Origin of the sequence: Streptomyces sp. NPDC006512 (assembly GCF_040611935.1) — a bacterium.
Classification (GTDB): Bacteria; Actinomycetota; Actinomycetes; order Streptomycetales; family Streptomycetaceae; genus Streptomyces.
Genome location: NZ_JBEXPG010000086.1, coordinates 1 through 16139, shown reverse-complemented (window position 1 = coordinate 16139; position 16139 = coordinate 1). Strand labels below are relative to the sequence as shown.

The 16139-nt window shown below is 71.5% G+C and carries 10 protein-coding genes; 5 read left to right on the top strand and 5 right to left on the bottom strand.

All coding sequences use genetic code 11. The features are described from left to right. Positions 1–24: 24 nt before the first annotated feature. The 5 genes from aceE to ABZZ17_RS36990 form a co-directional block, all read right to left on the bottom strand. Positions 25–2709 carry a pyruvate dehydrogenase (acetyl-transferring), homodimeric type gene (gene aceE / locus ABZZ17_RS37010; RefSeq protein ID WP_356883224.1) on the bottom strand — a complete coding sequence of 895 codons (2685 nt, stop codon included), beginning with the start codon at positions 2707–2709 and terminating at the stop codon, positions 25–27. Positions 2710–3027: 318 nt separating this feature from the next. Beyond that, positions 3028–3651, bottom strand: a complete 624-nt coding sequence (locus ABZZ17_RS37005) for a GntR family transcriptional regulator (RefSeq protein ID WP_356883254.1) — start codon at positions 3649–3651, stop codon at positions 3028–3030. 185 nt (positions 3652–3836) lie between these two features. Then, positions 3837–5639 (bottom strand): 2-oxoglutarate dehydrogenase, E2 component, dihydrolipoamide succinyltransferase, encoded by a 1803-nt coding sequence (gene sucB, locus ABZZ17_RS37000; RefSeq protein ID WP_356883222.1) that lies wholly within the window; start codon positions 5637–5639, stop codon positions 3837–3839. Positions 5640–5692: 53 nt separating this feature from the next. After that, a complete protein-coding gene (lpdA, locus tag ABZZ17_RS36995; protein WP_356883220.1) occupies positions 5693–7081 on the bottom strand; it encodes a dihydrolipoyl dehydrogenase in 1389 nt (462 codons plus the stop codon). Positions 7082–7391: 310 nt separating this feature from the next. After that, positions 7392–8921, bottom strand: coding sequence for a leucyl aminopeptidase (locus tag ABZZ17_RS36990; protein ID WP_356883218.1), 1530 nt, complete (start codon positions 8919–8921; stop codon positions 7392–7394). A gap of 377 nt (positions 8922–9298) precedes the next feature. Here ABZZ17_RS36990 and ABZZ17_RS36985 point away from each other — a divergent pair, with 377 nt between their 5' ends. From ABZZ17_RS36985 to ABZZ17_RS36965, 5 genes are all read left to right on the top strand, one after another. Further along, entirely contained in the window at positions 9299–11311 is a 2013-nt protein-coding gene (locus tag ABZZ17_RS36985) for a hypothetical protein (protein ID WP_356883216.1), read from the top strand. 112 nt (positions 11312–11423) lie between these two features. Further along, a complete protein-coding gene (gene pelF, locus ABZZ17_RS36980) occupies positions 11424–12938 on the top strand; it encodes a GT4 family glycosyltransferase PelF (RefSeq protein ID WP_356883214.1) in 1515 nt (504 codons plus the stop codon). Next, on the top strand, positions 12935–14536 hold the full coding sequence (locus ABZZ17_RS36975) for a hypothetical protein (protein WP_356883212.1): 1602 nt from the start codon (positions 12935–12937) through the stop codon (positions 14534–14536). Before pelF ends, ABZZ17_RS36975 begins: the two co-directional genes overlap by 4 nt. A 62-nt stretch (positions 14537–14598) precedes the next feature. Further along, a complete protein-coding gene (locus ABZZ17_RS36970) occupies positions 14599–15249 on the top strand; it encodes a spherulation-specific family 4 protein (protein WP_356883252.1) in 651 nt (216 codons plus the stop codon). Then, on the top strand, positions 15246–16049 hold the full coding sequence (locus tag ABZZ17_RS36965; RefSeq protein WP_356883210.1) for an endo alpha-1,4 polygalactosaminidase: 804 nt from the start codon (positions 15246–15248) through the stop codon (positions 16047–16049). The genes ABZZ17_RS36970 and ABZZ17_RS36965 overlap by 4 nt, the downstream gene beginning before the upstream one ends. The last annotated feature ends 90 nt before the right edge of the window (positions 16050–16139 follow it).

Here is a 16139-nt window from a genome sequence, read left to right as displayed (position 1 = left end):
CCTCGCGGACGGACACGCGGGGGCTCAGAGGCCGTAGCGCTCCCGGGCCTCCTTGACGGAGGACGCCGGTACCTCGCCGCGGCGGGCGAGCTGGGCCAGCGCGGCCACGACGATCGACTGGGCGTCGACGCCGAAGTGGCGGCGGGCACCCTCACGGGTGTCGGACAGACCGAAGCCGTCCGTACCCAGCGACGTGTAGTCCTGCTCCACCCACTGGCTGATCTGGTCCGGGACCTGACGCATCCAGTCGGAGACGGCCAGCACCGGGCCCTGGGCGCCTTCCAGCGCGCGGGTGACGTACGGGGTGCGGACCTCGCCGCGCAGCAGCGCCTCGTCGCACTCCAGCGCGTCGCGCCGCAGCTCGCCCCAGGAGGTGGCGGACCAGACGTCGGCGGACACGTTCCACTCGGCGGCGAGGAGCTTCTGCGCCTCCAGCACCCAGTGGATCGCCGTGCCGGAGGCCATCAGCTGGACCTTCGGGGCGTCGGCGGCCGGAGCCGCCTCCGCCAGTTCCGCCGCCGTGTTGAAGCGGTACAGGCCCTTGATGATGCCTTCCTCGACGCCCTCGGGCATCGCGGGCTGCACCTTCGGCTCGTTGTAGACCGTCAGGTAGTAGAAGACGTCTTCCGGCTTCTCGCCGTACATCCGGCGCAGACCGTCCTTGACGATCACCGCGATCTCGTACGCGAACGCCGGGTCGTAGTTCAGCGACGCCGGGTTCGTGGACGCGATCAGGTGCGAGTGGCCGTCCGCGTGCTGGAGGCCCTCACCGGTCAGCGTGGTGCGGCCGGCGGTGGCGCCGACGATGAAGCCCTTGCCGAGCTGGTCGGCGAGCTGCCACATCTGGTCGGCGGTGCGCTGCCAGCCGAACATCGAGTAGAAGATGTAGAAGGGGATCATCGGCTCGCCGTGCGTCGCGTACGACGTGCAGGCGGCGATGAAGTCGGCCATGGCGCCGGCCTCGGTGATCCCCTCGTTGAGGATCTGGCCGTCCTTGGCTTCCTTGTAGTACATGAGCTGGTCGCGGTCGACCGGCTCGTACGTCTGGCCCAGCGGCGAGTAGATGCCGGCCGACGGGAAGAGGGACTCCATGCCGAAGGTGCGGGCCTCGTCGGGGACGATCGGCACCCAGCGCTTGCCGGTCTCCTTGTCCCGCATCAGGTCCTTGACGAGGCGGACGAAGGCCATGGTGGTGGCCATCTCCTGCTTGCCGGAACCCTTGAGCAGCGGGGCGAAGGAACGGTCGGCCGGGGCCGGCAGGGCGACCTGCTTGACCTTGCGGGCCGGGGCGGGGCCGCCGAGGGCCGCGCGGCGCTCGTTCAGGTACCGGACCTCGGGGCTGTTCGCACCGGGGTGGCCGTAGGGCACGACGCCGTCGGCGAAGGCGCTGTCCGGGATCGGGAGGCCAAGGAGGTCACGCATGTCCTTGAACTCGTCGATCGTCAGCTTCTTCATCTGGTGGTTCGCGTTCTTCGACTCGAACCCGGCACCCAGCGTGTAGCCCTTGACGGTCTGCGCGAGGATGACCGTCGGCGCGCCCTTGTGCTCCAGGGCGGCCTTGTACGCGGCGTAGACCTTGCGGGGCTCGTGGCCGCCGCGGGAGCTGTGGAAGCACTCCGCGATCTTGGCGTCGGAGAGCACGGCGGCCAGCCGCACGAGCTCGGCGTCGGCGCCGAAGAAGTGCTGGCGGATGTAGGCCACGTCGCGGGTCGCGTACGTCTGGAACTGCGCGTCCGGTACCTCGCGCAGGCGGCGCACCAGGGCGCCCGTGGTGTCGAGCTGGAACAGCTCGTCCCAGGCGGAGCCCCACAGCGACTTGATGACGTTCCAGCCGGCGCCGCGGAACTGGGCTTCCAGCTCCTGGACCACGCGGAAGTTGGCGCGGACCGGACCGTCGAGGCGCTGCAGGTTGCAGTTGATGACGAAGGTCAGGTTGTCGAGCTGCTCGCGGGAGGCGAGGGCCAGGGCGGCGGTCGACTCGGGCTCGTCCATCTCGCCGTCGCCCAGGAAGGCCCAGACGTGCGAGTTGGCGGTGTCCTTGATGCTCCGGTTCTGCAGGTAGCGGTTGAAGCGCGCCTGGTAGATCGCGGAGAGCGGGCCGAGGCCCATGGACACCGTCGGGAACTCCCACAGCCACGGCAGGCGCCGCGGGTGCGGGTAGGACGGCAGGCCGTTGCCGCCGGACTCCTGGCGGAAGTTGTCGAGCTGCTGCTCGGAGATCCGGCCGTCGAGGAAGGCGCGGGCGTAGATGCCGGGGGAGGCGTGGCCCTGGATGTAGAGCTGGTCGCCCGATCCGTCGGCCTCCTTCCCGCGGAAGAAGTGCTGGAAGCCGGTCTCGTACAGCCACGCGGCGGAGGCGAAGGTGGCGATGTGGCCGCCGACGCCGTACTTGGAGCCACGGGTCACCATGGCGGCCGCGTTCCAGCGGTTCCAGGCGGTGATCTTGGCTTCCATCTCCATGTCACCGGGGAACTCGGGCTCCGCGGCGGTGGGGATGGTGTTGACGTAGTCCGTCTCCAGCAGCTTCGGCAGGGCGAGGCCGGCGGCCTCGGCGTGCTGGAGCGTGCGGCGGAGCAGGTATTCGGCGCGGCGCGTACCGGCGGCCTTGGCGACGGCGTCGAGGGAGGCCGCCCATTCGGCGGTCTCCTCGGTGTCGCGGTCCGGGAGCTGGTCGAGCTCGCTCGGAAGCTTTCCTACGGGGTCGGACATCGGTGTGCGCCGCCTTCCGGACAAAGGAGAGGAGGTGGTGAAGAAACACCCTGACGGGCAGGACAGGGTCGACGGACCCGGGTGGGGTCCGCGTTGACTGTAAAGCGCTGATCGATGATCGATCAAATAAAAGTGACGAATAAATGTCACTACAACAAAAGTCGGCACCCGGTGCCAGGGCCGGAGGCACGCCGTGCCGGTGGTGAGAGTGCACGACACGGCGCTGGCGGACCCCTGGAGATCGACTCGAAACCGCAGGTCAGACGGGGTGTGGCCAGTGCGCCGCAGAGTGCACCGGCAGGGCTCGGCGGGAGGTGCTCAGGCGCGCGGGGCGCAGCCGAGGACGTGCCGCTTCACGAGCAGTCCGATGTCCGGATCCTGGCTGCGGAAGGCCGCCACGAGGGCTTCGTGCTCCTCGGCGTAGGACTTCTGGACCGTTCCCAGCCACCGGATGGACAGGGCCGTGAACACCTCGATGCCCAGGGACTCCCAGGTGTGCAGCAGCACGCTGTTCCCGGCGGCCCGCACCATCTCCCGGTGGAAGCCCACGGTGTGCCGGACCTGCGCGGTGCCGTCCTCGGTGCGGTCGGCCTCCCACAGGGCCGCCACGTGCGGTTCCAGAGCCGTGCAGTCGGCCGCCAGCCGGGGCGCCGCCAGTTCGGCGGCGATCTGCTCCAGGCCGGCCCGGACCGGGTAGATCTCCTCCAGGTCCGCCGCGGACAGGTTCCGTACGCGGACGCCCTTGTTCGGCGCCGACTCGATCAGGCGCAGCGTCTCCAGCTCGCGCAGGGCCTCGCGCACGGGCGTCTGGCTGACCTCCAGCTCGACGGCGATGCGGCGCTCGACGATGCGCTCGCCGGGCTTCCAGCGCCCGCTGACGATCCCCTCCACGATGTGCTCGCGGATCTGCTCGCGCAGCGAGTGCACGACGGGTGGGGTGATCATCGGCGCTTCAACTCCTGTGGGGGACACGCGGGGCCTGATGCCGTAGACAATACGGCGGTCGTGGCCTGCTGCGATGCGTTCCTGGCGGGTGACCCTTGGTGAGGCTCGTTACAACGCCGAAGCCCCCGCCCGGACGAATCCGGGCGGGGGCCTCGTAAGCGGATCTTCAGGTCGGACGGACCTTAGAGGCCGAGCTCGACCTCGAACTCGCCGGCCTCGAGGATCGCCTTGACGGCCGAGAGGTACCGGGCCGCGTCCGCGCCGTCCACCAGACGGTGGTCGTAGGACAGGGTCAGGTACGTCATGTCGCGGATGCCGATGTTGGTGCCCTCGGCGGTCTCGATGACCACCGGGCGCTTGACCGTGGCACCGATGCCCAGGATGGCGACCTGGTTCGGGGGCACGATCACCGTGTCGAACAGCGCACCGCGCGAGCCGGTGTTGCTGATGGTGAAGGTCGCGCCCGACAGCTCGTCCGGCGTGATCTTGTTGCCGCGGACCTTGGCGGCCAGGTCGGCGGTCGCCTTGGAGATGCCCGCCAGGTTGAGGTCACCGGCACCCTTGATGACCGGGGTCATCAGGCCCTTCTCGGAGTCCACGGCGATGCCGATGTTCTCCGAGTCGAAGTAGGTGATGGTGCCCTCGTCCTCGTTGATCCGGGCGTTGACGACCGCGTGGGCCTTCAGCGCCTGGGCCGCGGCCTTGACGAAGAACGGCATCGGGGACAGCTTGACGCCCTCACGGGCGAGGAAGCCGGCCTTGGCCTTCTCGCGCAGCTTCATGATCTTGGTGATGTCCACCTCGACCACGGAGCTGAGCTGCGCCTGCGAGTGCAGGGCCTTCATCATGTTGTCGCCGATGACCTTGCGCATGCGGGTCATCTTGACCGTCTGACCGCGCAGCTCGGACACCGCGGCGGCCGGAGCCTTGGCGGCGGGAGCGGCAGCGGCGGCCGGCGCCGGAGCGGCGGCAGCGGCCTTGGCGGCCTCGGCGGCGGCCAGGACGTCCTGCTTGCGGATGCGGCCACCGACACCGGTGCCCGAGACCGTCGACAGGTTGACGCCGGACTCCGAGGCGAGCTTGCGCACCAGCGGGGTCACGTACGCACCCTCGTCGCCGGCCGGAGCGGCGGCGGCGGGGGCGGCCGGGGCGACCGGAGCCGGAGCGGCCACGGGAGCCGGGGCTGCGGCCGGAGCCGGAGCCGCGACCGGGGCGGCGGCGACCGGGGCGGCGGCGGCCGGAGCGGCCACGGCCGGAGCCGGAGCGGCAGCGGCGGGAGCGGCTGCGGGGGCCGGAGCGGCGGCGGCCGGGGCAGCCTCGGCCGGAGCCGGGGCGGCAGCGGCGGGGGCGGCCGCCGGAGCGGCACCGGCGACGCCGATGACGGCCAGACGGGCGCCGACCTCGGCGGTCTCGTCCTCGGCGACCAGGATCTCCAGCAGGGTGCCGGAGACCGGTGCGGGGATCTCGGTGTCGACCTTGTCGGTCGAGACCTCGAGCAGCGGCTCGTCGGCCTCGACGGACTCGCCGACCTCCTTCAGCCAACGGGTGACGGTGCCCTCGGTGACGGACTCGCCCAGCGCGGGCAGCACGACATCGGTGCCGGACGCGGCCGGAGCGGCCTCGGCGGCGGGGGCCTCGGCGGCCGGAGCCGGGGCCGCGGGGGCCTCGGCGGCGGGGGCGGCCGGAGCCTCGGCGGCGGGGGCGGCCGGGGTCTCGGCGGCGGCCGGAGCCGCAGCCGGGGCGCCGGAGCCGTCGTCGATGACGGCCAGCTCGGCGCCGACCTCGACGGTCTCGTCCTCGGCGACCTTGATGGAGGCCAGGATGCCGGAGACGGGCGACGGGATCTCGGTGTCGACCTTGTCGGTCGAGACCTCGAGCAGCGGCTCGTCGGCCTCGACGCGCTCGCCCTCGGCCTTCAGCCAGCGGGTGACAGTGCCCTCGGTGACGCTCTCACCGAGCGCCGGAAGGGTTACGGAAACCGACATGGTTTCAGTTGCTCCTAACGAAAGTGCGGAAGTGGTCGTCGCGCCCGTGACGATTAGTCGTGTGCGTGAAGCGGCTTGCCGGCCAGGGCCAGGTGGGCCTCGCCGAGCGCTTCGTTCTGGGTCGGGTGCGCGTGGATGAGCTGCGCGACCTCGGCCGGCAGGGCTTCCCAGTTGTAGATCAGCTGGGCTTCGCCGACCTGCTCGCCCATCCGGTCACCGACCATGTGGACGCCGACCACGGCACCGTCCTTGACCTGGACGAGCTTGATCTCGCCCGCGGTCTTCAGGATCTTGCTCTTGCCGTTGCCCGCGAGGTTGTACTTCAGGGCCACGACCTTGTCCGCACCGTAGATCTCCTTGGCCTTGGCCTCGGTGATGCCGACGGAAGCGACCTCGGGGTGGCAGTACGTGACGCGCGGCACGCCGTCGTAGTCGATCGGCACGGCCTTGAGGCCGGCCAGGCGCTCCGCGACGAGGATGCCCTCGGCGAAGCCGACGTGCGCGAGCTGGAGGGTGGGGACGAGGTCACCGACGGCCGAGATGGTCGGCACGTTGGTGCGCATGTACTCGTCGACCAGGACGTAGCCGCGGTCCATCGCGACGCCCTGCTCCTCGTAGCCCAGGCCCTGGGAGACGGGACCGCGGCCGATGGCGACCAGCAGCACCTCGGCTTCGAAGGTCTTGCCGTCGGCGAGCGTGACGCGGACGCCGGACTCCGTGTACTCGGCCTTCTCGAAGAAGGTGCCGAGGTTGAACTTGATGCCGCGCTTGCGGAACGCGCGCTCGAGGATCTTCGAGCTGTTCTCGTCCTCGACCGGGACGAGGTGCTTGAGGCCCTCGATGACGGTCACGTCGGTGCCGAAGGACTTCCACGCCGAGGCGAACTCGACGCCGATGACGCCGCCGCCCAGGATGATCGCGGACTCGGGCACGCGGTCCAGGACCAGCGCGTGGTCCGAGGAGATGATGCGGTTGCCGTCGATGTCGAGACCCGGCAGGGACTTCGGCACGGAGCCGGTCGCCAGGAGCACGTGCCGGCCCTGGATCCGCTGGCCGTTCACGTCGACGGAAGTCGGGGAGGAGAGGCGGCCCTCACCCTCGATGTAGGTCACCTTGCGGGAGGCGACCAGCCCCTGCAGGCCCTTGTACAGGCCGGAGATGACATCGTCCTTGTACTTGTGCACACCCGCGATGTCGATGCCCTCGAAAGAGGCCTTGACACCGAACTGTCCGGCTTCGCGCGCCTGGTCCGCGATCTCACCGGCGTGCAGCAGAGCCTTCGTGGGGATGCAGCCGTTGTGCAGGCAGGTGCCGCCGAGCTTGTTCTTCTCGATCAGCGCAACGTCGAGACCCAGCTGGGATGCGCGGAGCGCCGCGGCGTAACCGCCACTGCCACCGCCGAGGATCACTAGGTCGAAAACGGTGCTGGCGTCGTTCGCCACGTCACGTCCTCCATGCATGTGCGCCGGGCACCGGTCCTCTGTGACCGGGCGGCGGCTGGTAATCGGCCGCTTGTTTCTTCGGCCCTGTGGTGGGGGCCCTGTCCTGCCGAGAACCCATCTTCGCATTTGTCGGGGGAACGCGGGACGCCGGGCCCCCGGGGTGGACCGTCGTTCTGCCCGAAGTAACGGTTACCCGTGCGTAGAAAGCTACTGATCCTCGACGTTTATTCCAGAGCGGGTGCGCCCCGGGACCTCGGTCGGGTCCCGGGGCGCACCCCCGCCCACCTGGGGCGTCCCAGGGGGCGGGACGTCAGCCCAGGTCGCCGGTGGCGGTGCGCTCGGCCAGACGCACCAGGGTGCGCACGGCCGAGCCGGTGCCGCCCTTGGGGGTGTAGCCGTACGGGGCGCCCTCGTGGAAGGCGGGACCGGCGATGTCGAGGTGGGCCCAGGTGATGCCCTCGCCGACGAACTCCTGGAGGAAGAGGCCGGCCACCAGACCGCCACCCATCCGGACGCCCATGTTGGCGATGTCGGCGGTGGGGGAGTCCATGGTCTTGCGCAGGTCCTCGGGGAGCGGCATCGGCCAGGAGGCCTCGCCGACCTCCTCCGCGATCTCGTGGATCGAGGTGCGGAAGGCGTCGTCGTTCGCCATGATCCCGAAGGTGCGGTCGCCCAGCGCCAGCACCATGGCGCCGGTCAGGGTCGCGACGTCGACGATCGCGTCCGGGGTCTCCTCGGAGGCCTTGGTCAGGGCGTCGCCCAGGACCAGGCGGCCCTCGGCGTCCGTGTTGAGGACCTCGACGGTCTTGCCGCTGTACATGCGCAGCACGTCGCCGGGCTTGGTGGCGGAGCCGGAGGGCATGTTCTCGGCGAGTGCGAGCCAGCCGGTCACGTTGACCTGGAGGCCCAGCTTCGCGGCCGCGACGACGGCGGCGAACACGGCGGCTGCGCCGGCCATGTCGCACTTCATCGTCTCGTTGTGGCCGGCCGGCTTCAGGGAGATGCCGCCCGAGTCGTAGGTGATGCCCTTGCCGACGTAGGCGAGGGTCTTCTCCGCCTTGGGGTGGGTGTAGGTCAGCTTGACCAGGCGCGGCGGGTTCTCGGAGCCCTTGCCGACGCCCATGATGCCGCCGTAGCCGCCCTTGACGAGGGCCTTCTCGTCCAGGATCTGGACCTTGATGCCGTTCTCCTTCGCGGTCGCGGAGGCGACGGCGGCGAAGGCCTCGGGGGTGAGGTCGTTCGGCGGGGTGTTGATCAGGTCGCGGGCGATGTTGACCTCGGCCGCCACGACGCTCGCGCGCTCGGCCGCGGCCTTGTGGTCCTTGTCGCGCGGCTTGGCGCCGAGCAGGGTCACCTCGGCGAGGGGCTGCTTGGGGCCGGAGTTCTTGGCGCCCTTCTTCTCGCCGCCCTGGTAGGCGGTGAAGGCGTACGCGCCCAGCAGCGCGCCCTCGGCCACGGCGGTGACGGCGGAGGCGTCGTCCAGGGGCAGCGCGAAGGCCGCCTTCTTGGCGCCGTGCAGGGCGCGGGCGGCGGCGCCGGCGGCGCGGCGCAGGGCCTCCTCGTCGAAGGACTCGTCCTGCTCGGGCACGGGGCCCAGACCGACCGCCAGCACGACCGGGACCTTGAGGCCGGCCGGGGCGGGCAGCTTGGTGGTCTCGCCTTCGGCGCCCGAGGCACCGAGCGCGTCCAGAACGGCGGCGAGCTTTCCGTCGAACGCCTTGTCCACGGCCTCGGCGCCGGCGGCCACGACGGGGCCCTTGGGGCCCTTCGCCACGCCGACCACGAGGGCGTCGGCGCGCAGCGTCGCCGCGCCGGCAGTGCTGAGAGTCAGAGCAGTCACGGTGGTGAAGTCTCGCTTCCGTTTTATGTATGTGGTCGCTGCGGTCACGTCGGGGTCGCCGGCCGCTCCGCAGCGATCGTATTCCGGGCCCGACGGCCGCCGGAAACGAGCCTACGCGCAGCCACTCGTCCGTACGCCACTCGAAGGTTTGGCAAGTTGTTCGATCAAGAGGGCATCAGGTTCACCCATCTGTGGCCTCTGTTCCAGGTTTGCCCTTTAGACCTGACGAGGTCCGAGAGACTCGAGCCACTCTCGCAAGGGGACGCGGGGTTCCTTTGCATGATTTTCCACAGAGCCTCCCGGGCCCGGCCGACCGCCAAGGGCCGCGCCGAGGGACGCCTGCGGGGGGAAAGGCCGAAATGGTCAACAAGAACCGGATGAACAGGGTTGCCGCCGCGATGGCGGCCGCGGCCCTGATGTCCGTGGCAGTACCCGCCGCGACCGCTCAGGCGGCCGTGACGCCGCGCGTCGACCTGAAGGTGCTCGTCGTCGACGACGGCGGCAGCTCGGTCGAGGCGATCACCGCGGAGCTCCGGGACACCGGAGTGCCGTACACGCGTGTCGACCTGGGCAGCACCACGCGCCCGGTCATCAACGCCGCCTTCCTGAGCGACACCGTCGACGGGCGGCCGCGGGCCAAGTACCAGGGGGTCGTGCTGCCGAACGAGAACCCGTTCCCCGCGGGCTCGGCCGAGATGGCGGCGCTCACCTCGTACGAGACGACGTACGGGATCCGCCAGGTCGACGCCTACACCTGGGCCCACCCCGGGGTCGGCCTGGAGTACACGGACAACGGCGGCTACGGCGGCCAGCTCGACGGCACCCAGGCCGCCGTCACCGCCGCCGGGAAGGCGGGGCCCTTCGGCTACCTCGGGGGTCAGGTGGCCTTCGAGGACAATTCGAGCCTGATCCTGGAGAGCTACGGCTTCATGGGCAAGCCGAGGGCCGGCTACACGAGCCTCCTCGACGCCCCCGTCCCGAACGGGTCCGGACGGGCCTCGCTCGTCGGCGAGTACACGCACGACGGGCGCAGCGAGCTGGTCGTCACCTTCGGCTACAACCAGCACCAGCAGCAGTACCGGCTGCTGGCCCGGGGCATCGTCGACTGGCTGACGCAGGGGGTGCACCTCGGCCAGAGCCGCAACTACTTCGCCGTCCACGTCGACGACGTGTTCGCGCCGGACGCCCGCTGGAACAAGGACCTGAACTGCACCCCGGGCGACTACGCCTGCGCGGGCGGCGAGGGCCAGGAGTCCACGATCCGGATGACCGCGGCCGACGCCCAGTACGCGGCGCAGTGGCAGACGTCCAAGAACTTCAAGCTGGACATGCTGTTCAACGCGGGCGCCGGGGAGGAGTGGAAGGCGGAGAACGGCGGGGTCGACGCGATGACCGCGCAACTGGTCGCCGACCGGGCCAAGTACCGCTGGATGAACCACACCTACACGCACCCGTTCCTCGGCTGCGTGCAGGACGTGACCACCGTCCCGTGGACCTGCACGAAGAACGCCCAGGGCGCGATCAACTGGATGAGCCGGGCCGAGATCTCCGCGCAGATCCGCGACAACAACAACTGGGCCGCCTCCAAGGGCATCACCCTCGACCGCACCGAACTCGTCACCGGCGAGCACTCGGGCCTCAAGACCGCCCCGCAGCAGCCCCAGGACAACCCCAACCTGGCCGGCGCGCTCGCGGACAACGGCGTGAAGTGGGCCGGCAGCGACAACTCCCGCGAACCGGCACAGCGGGCCGTCGGCGCCGCCCTGACCGTCCCGCGCCACCCGATGAACGTGTACTACAACACGGGCACCAACGCGGAGATGGCCGACGAGTACAACTGGATCTACACCAGCCGGGCCCACGGCGGCAGCGGCGCGTGCGAGGACAACCCGGGCACCTCGACCTGCCTGCCCGCCCCGCTCGACGTCAGCACCGGCTACCTGGACTACGTCGTCCCGCAGGAAGCCCGCACCGCCCTGCGGCACGTCCTGGCCAACGACCCGCGTCCGCACTACGTCCACCAGTCGAACCTGGCCGAGGACCGGACCCTCTACCCGGTGGTCAACCGGGTCCTCGACACCTACCGGGCGCTCTACGCGCCGAGCGCCCCGATCGTCAACCAGAGCATGAAGGACACCGGCGTCGAACTCAGCCGCCGCGCGGCCTGGGACAAGGCCGTGGCCGAGAACAAGGTCACCGCGTACCGCATCGGCAAGGACGTCACGGTCAAGGCGCCCTCCGGCGTCGTCGCCCCGGTGACCGCGCCCAACGGGACGAAGAAGCAACTCCTGCTCGGCACCGCGGACTTCGGCACCGCGTACGCCGGCAACCGATCGGCCTGGACGGCTCCCGAGCTGCTCCAGTCGGCGGTCACGCTCAAGCTCCTCTGACCGGCGGGCCGTACCGTCCGGCCCGAGCAAGCCGCCACTCGTTCCACCTAGCGCCGGCGCACCGCGAACCCACGGGCGCCGGCCCCTTTTCCGTCCTGGGGGGACACACCGCATGAGCCATGGGCGCCATGTCACCATGCTCACCGAAGGCACCTATCCGCACGTCCACGGGGGCGTCAGCACCTGGTGCGACCAACTCGTCCGGGGCATGCCGGAGGTCGACTTCAACGTCATAGCCCTGACCGGCTCCGGACGCGAGCCGGTCACCTGGGACCTTCCGCGCAACGTCTACCGGCACACGGCCGTCCCCCTCTGGGGTCCGGCACCGTCCCGGACCCGCCGGTCCGCACTGCGCGGCAGGGCCCACCGCCGCTTCACCGAAACCTACGAGGGCTTCCTGCTCTCCCTGATCGACCCCCTCCACGGAGGGTTCTCCGAGGCACTCGGCGAACTGGCCGAGCTGGCCCGGGCCGGACGCCTCGCCCCGGCCCTGCGCTCCGAATCGGTCCTGCGCCTGCTGATGAACGTGTGGACCCGGCCCGGACTCGTCACCGCCGAGGCCGAACCCACCATCCACGACGCGCTCACCGCCACCGACCTGCTGGAACACGCCCTGCGCCCGCTGTCCGTGCGCATCCCGCCCGACAGCGTCGCCCACGCGGTCAGCAGCGGCCTCGCCACCCTCCCCGCCCTCGCCGCCAAACGCCTCGACGGGGTGCCCTTCCTGCTCACCGAGCACGGCATCTACCTTCGCGAGCGCTACCTCGGCTACCGCACCGCCGAACAGCGCTGGCCAGTCAAGGCCCTCATGCTCGGCTTCTACCGCGAGCTGAACACCGAGGGCTACCGGCAGGCCGACCTGATCACCCCGTGCAACCAGTACAACCGCCGCTGGGAAGAGCGCGGAGGCGCCGACTCCGAACGGATCCGCACCGTCTACAACGGCGTCGACCCGCACGCCTTCCCCGAGGCCGGTCCCGAACCCGAGGTGCCCACCCTCAGCTGGTGCGGCCGCATCGACCCCATCAAGGACCTCGAAACCCTCATCCGGGCCTACGCGTTCATGCGCGAGGAACTGCCCGCCCTGCGGCTGCGCCTCTTCGGCCCGGTCCCGGCCGGCTGCGAGGAGTACCGGCTGCGCCTGGAGGAGCTCGGCGCCGAACTCGGCGTGAGCGACGGGATCACCTACGAGGGCCGCATCGAGGAGGTCGCGCGGGCCTACGCGGCCGGCAGCGTCGTGATGCTGTCCAGCATCAGCGAGGGCTTCCCCTTCAGCATCATCGAGGCCATGTCCTGCGGCCGCACCACGGTCTCCACCGACGTCGGGGGAGTGCGCGAGGCCGTCGGCGACACCGGACTCGTCGTCCCGCCCCGGGAACCGGAGACCATGGCCCGCGCCACCCTCGCCCTGCTGCGCGACGACGAACGCCGCGCCGAACTGGGCCGGCTGTCCCGCAAGCGCGTCGTCGAGAAGTTCACCCTCCACCAGTCCGTGGACGGCTTCCGGCACATCTACCGGGAACTCGCCGGCCAGCCCGTCCTGCCCGTCCACGCGGGCGACACCTGGACGCAGCGGCTCGCCGACCCCTGGTACAAGGAACTCGCGGCCGACGGGAGCCTGTGGTGAGCGGATCCCTCTGGCTCAAACCGCCCGGCCCCGAAGGGACCTGGGTACCCGTGGGCCACGGCTCCCCGGACGGCCGCCGCGCACCGCGGCCGCCCGGCTCCGCCGACGGCACCCTGCCGGCGATCCCCCGGCCGCGCCGGGGGGCGCCCGCCGCCGACCCGATGGACGAACTCGCCGAACGGCTCGACCCGTTCATCTCGGCGGCCGTCCACCCCGACGAGATCGCCGCGATCCTTGAATCCGACGGCATGACCGACGAGTACATCCGGCTCACCTACGGCCGCCACGACTCCTTCGGGCTCGCCGAGGAGCTCTACGCCCGGGTGCCCCGCTCCTTCCCGGAGCCCGAACGCGTCCCCGACCCCTGGAAGGTGTCCCTCACCGCCTGCCTGCTCCGCGGGGTGATCTTCGCCCTGCCCGGCCTGGCCTACGTGCTCGGCGCGCCCCTGCTCGACGGCCCCCCGGACCGCCTCGGGCTGCCGGCGGGCACCCTGACCCTGCTCGCCGGGGCCCTCATCGGCTGGGTCTGGGACCAGACCCTGTCCCACCGGGCCTACTCCTGGCTCGGCCTCGGGGACCGGGCCGCCGCCGGGCGCACCCTCCTCGTCGGAGCCCCCGCCGGGGCCCTCCTCGGTACCGCCGCCGCGCTGACCGTGCCCGGCGGGCCGCCGTTCTCGTACGCCTTCGCCGCCGGCCAGGCCCTGTACGTCGGGGCGGCCACGGTCCTGCTGGTCCTCGGCCGGGAACGGGTGCTCCTCGCCGCGCTCGGCCCGATGGCCGCCGGGGCCGTCCTCGCCCTGTTCCTCGACCTGCCCGTGCCCCTGCGGGTCACCCTGCTGGTCGTGTCCCTGCTGGCCGCCTGCTTCCTGGCCGTACGGGAACTGCCGCTGGCGGGCGGCCTGCGGGCCGCCGCCCGCCGGGTCCGCGGCTGGACGCGGCACCGCCCGGGCGAACGCGGCCCCGTGCGCTGGCAGATGCTGCGCGGCGCCGAGGAGGAGTACACCCGGCGCGGCCCCCGCATCGGGGACTCCGTCCCGTACGGGGTGTTCGGCCTCGGCACCGGCCTGCTGGTGCTGTACGCCGCACTCGGCGAGGTCCTCGCCGGGGGCCCCGCCGAGGCGGTCGCCGCCCCCTCGGCGGTGGCCCTCACCCTCAGCATGGGCCCCGCCGAATGGCTCCTGCACCGGTTCCGCAGCGGCAGCCTCGCCGGGCTGCGCGCGGCCCGCTCCCCGCACGCCTTCCGGCGCCGGATGCTCACCACGCTGGCCCGCTGCCTGGCCTCCTACCTGGTGGTGCTGCTGGCCCTCGGCGTCACCGGAACCCTGCTGTGGCCCGACGCCCCCGGTCTGACGGGCGTACGCGTCGCGACCCTGCTCCTCCTCGGCGCCGTGATGTGGACCGGCCTGCTCCTGCAGTCCTTCGGGGCGGTCCGGCCCGCCGCCGTGGTCTGCGCCTCGGCGGCCGTCGCCCAGAGCCTGGCGCTGCTGACCGGCCTCGGACAGCCCCGGCTCGTCCAGCTCGTGGTCGCCGGGACCGCCGCCGCGGCCCTGGCCGTCCTCGTCTGCCTGCTCCTCGGCCGTGCGACGGCCCACCGGTGAGCGCCGCCCGCGACGCCCACGCCTTCGGCGGCCCGGCCCGCCCGTACGAGAAGAAGGACCCCATGCTGCTGGTGCCCCTGTACGAGCACCCCGCCGACCGCCCCGACGAGTGGGAGCGGCTCATCCGCTCCGCGGGCCGGCTGCACTCGGTGGTGCTCAACCCCGACAGCGGGCCGGGCCGGGCCCGCGACGAACGGTTCGCCGCCGTCGCCGACCGCCTGCGCGACGCCGGGGTGCCCGTCCTCGGGTACGCCGACACCGACTACGGGCGGCGCCCGCACGCGGCCGTCGTCCAGGACCTGCTCCGGCACCGCGACTGGTACGCCACCGACGGGGCCTTCCTCGACCAGGCCGCCGCCGACCCGGAACTCCTGCCGCACTACACGCGGCTCGCCGTCGCCGCCCGCGCCGCCGGGGCCCGTACGCTCGTACTGAACCACGGCGTCCACCCGCACCCCGGGTACGCCGGGCTCGCCGACCTGCTCGTCACCTTCGAGGGCCCCTGGGACGCCTACCGGGACGCGGCCACCGCCCCGCCCTGGACCGCCGACCACCCCGCACAGCGCTTCTGCCACCTCGTGTACGCCGTTCCCCCGGACGCCCCCGCCGCCGAACTCGCGGCGCAGCGCCGGGCCGGAGTGCACTGCGCGGTCCCCGGCACGGGCGCGCACCCGTGGGGAACCCTCCCGTACGCCCTGGAGGCGGCCGGATGAAGCGTTTCGCCGTCCTGCTGGTCACGGCGCTGCTCCTGCTCACCGCGTGCAGCGCCGAACCGGACGACGACCCGGGGCCCGGCCCGGACCCGGCGCCGGGGGAACGCTGGCAGCCCAGACCCGGCACGGCCTGGCAGTGGCAGCTCAGCGGGAAGCTCGACACCTCCGTCGACGTGCCCGTCTACGACGTCGACGGGTTCACCACGACGAAGGACCAGGTGGCCCGGCTCAAGAAGGACGGCCGGCGCACCATCTGCTACCTGTCCACCGGTGCCTGGGAGGACTTCCGTCCCGACGCCGGCGACTTCCCGGAGTCGATGCTCGGCAAGGGCAACGGCTGGGAGGGCGAACGCTGGCTCGACATCCGCCGCCTCGCCGAGCTCGAACCGCTCGTCGCCAAACGGTTCGACATGTGCCGGGACAAGGGCTTCGACGCCGTGGAACCCGACAACATGGACGCCTACCGCAACGCCTCCGGCTTCCCCCTCACCGCCGACGACCAGCTGAAGTACAACCGGCTGATCGCCCGCCTCGCCCACGACCGGGGGCTCGCCGTAGGCCTCAAGAACGACCTCGACCAGATCCCTCAGCTGGTCGGCGACTTCGACTTCGCGGTCAACGAGCAGTGCGCCGAGTACCGCGAGTGCGAGCGGCTGACACCTTTCATCGAGGCCGGCAAGGCCGTCTTCCACGTCGAGTACGAACTCCCCGCGGACCGTTTCTGCGAGGGCACGCGCGCGCTCAAGCTCAGCTCCCTGGAGAAGAAGTACGAACTGGGGGCCTGGCGGAAGGAGTGCTAGGGCCTGTCGTCAAACTCCCGTCTGCCCCGCGACGCCTGGCACGCGCTCTCGCCGCACCGGGCGAAAGCCAAGTACGTCCAGTACGCGGGC

Excerpts from the sequence above, each read along its gene's own strand:
- ABZZ17_RS36965 (WP_356883210.1), top strand. The coding sequence starts at position 15,246 with ATGAAGCGTTTCGCCGTCCTGCTGGTCACGGCGCTGCTCCTGCTCACC.
- ABZZ17_RS36985 (WP_356883216.1), top strand. The coding sequence starts at position 9,299 with ATGAACAGGGTTGCCGCCGCGATGGCGGCCGCGGCCCTGATGTCCGTG.
- aceE (WP_356883224.1), bottom strand. The coding sequence starts at position 2,709 with ATGTCCGACCCCGTAGGAAAGCTTCCGAGCGAGCTCGACCAGCTCCCG.
- ABZZ17_RS36970 (WP_356883252.1), top strand. The coding sequence starts at position 14,599 with ATGCTGCTGGTGCCCCTGTACGAGCACCCCGCCGACCGCCCCGACGAG.
- sucB (WP_356883222.1), bottom strand. The coding sequence starts at position 5,639 with ATGTCGGTTTCCGTAACCCTTCCGGCGCTCGGTGAGAGCGTCACCGAG.
- pelF (WP_356883214.1), top strand. The coding sequence starts at position 11,424 with ATGAGCCATGGGCGCCATGTCACCATGCTCACCGAAGGCACCTATCCG.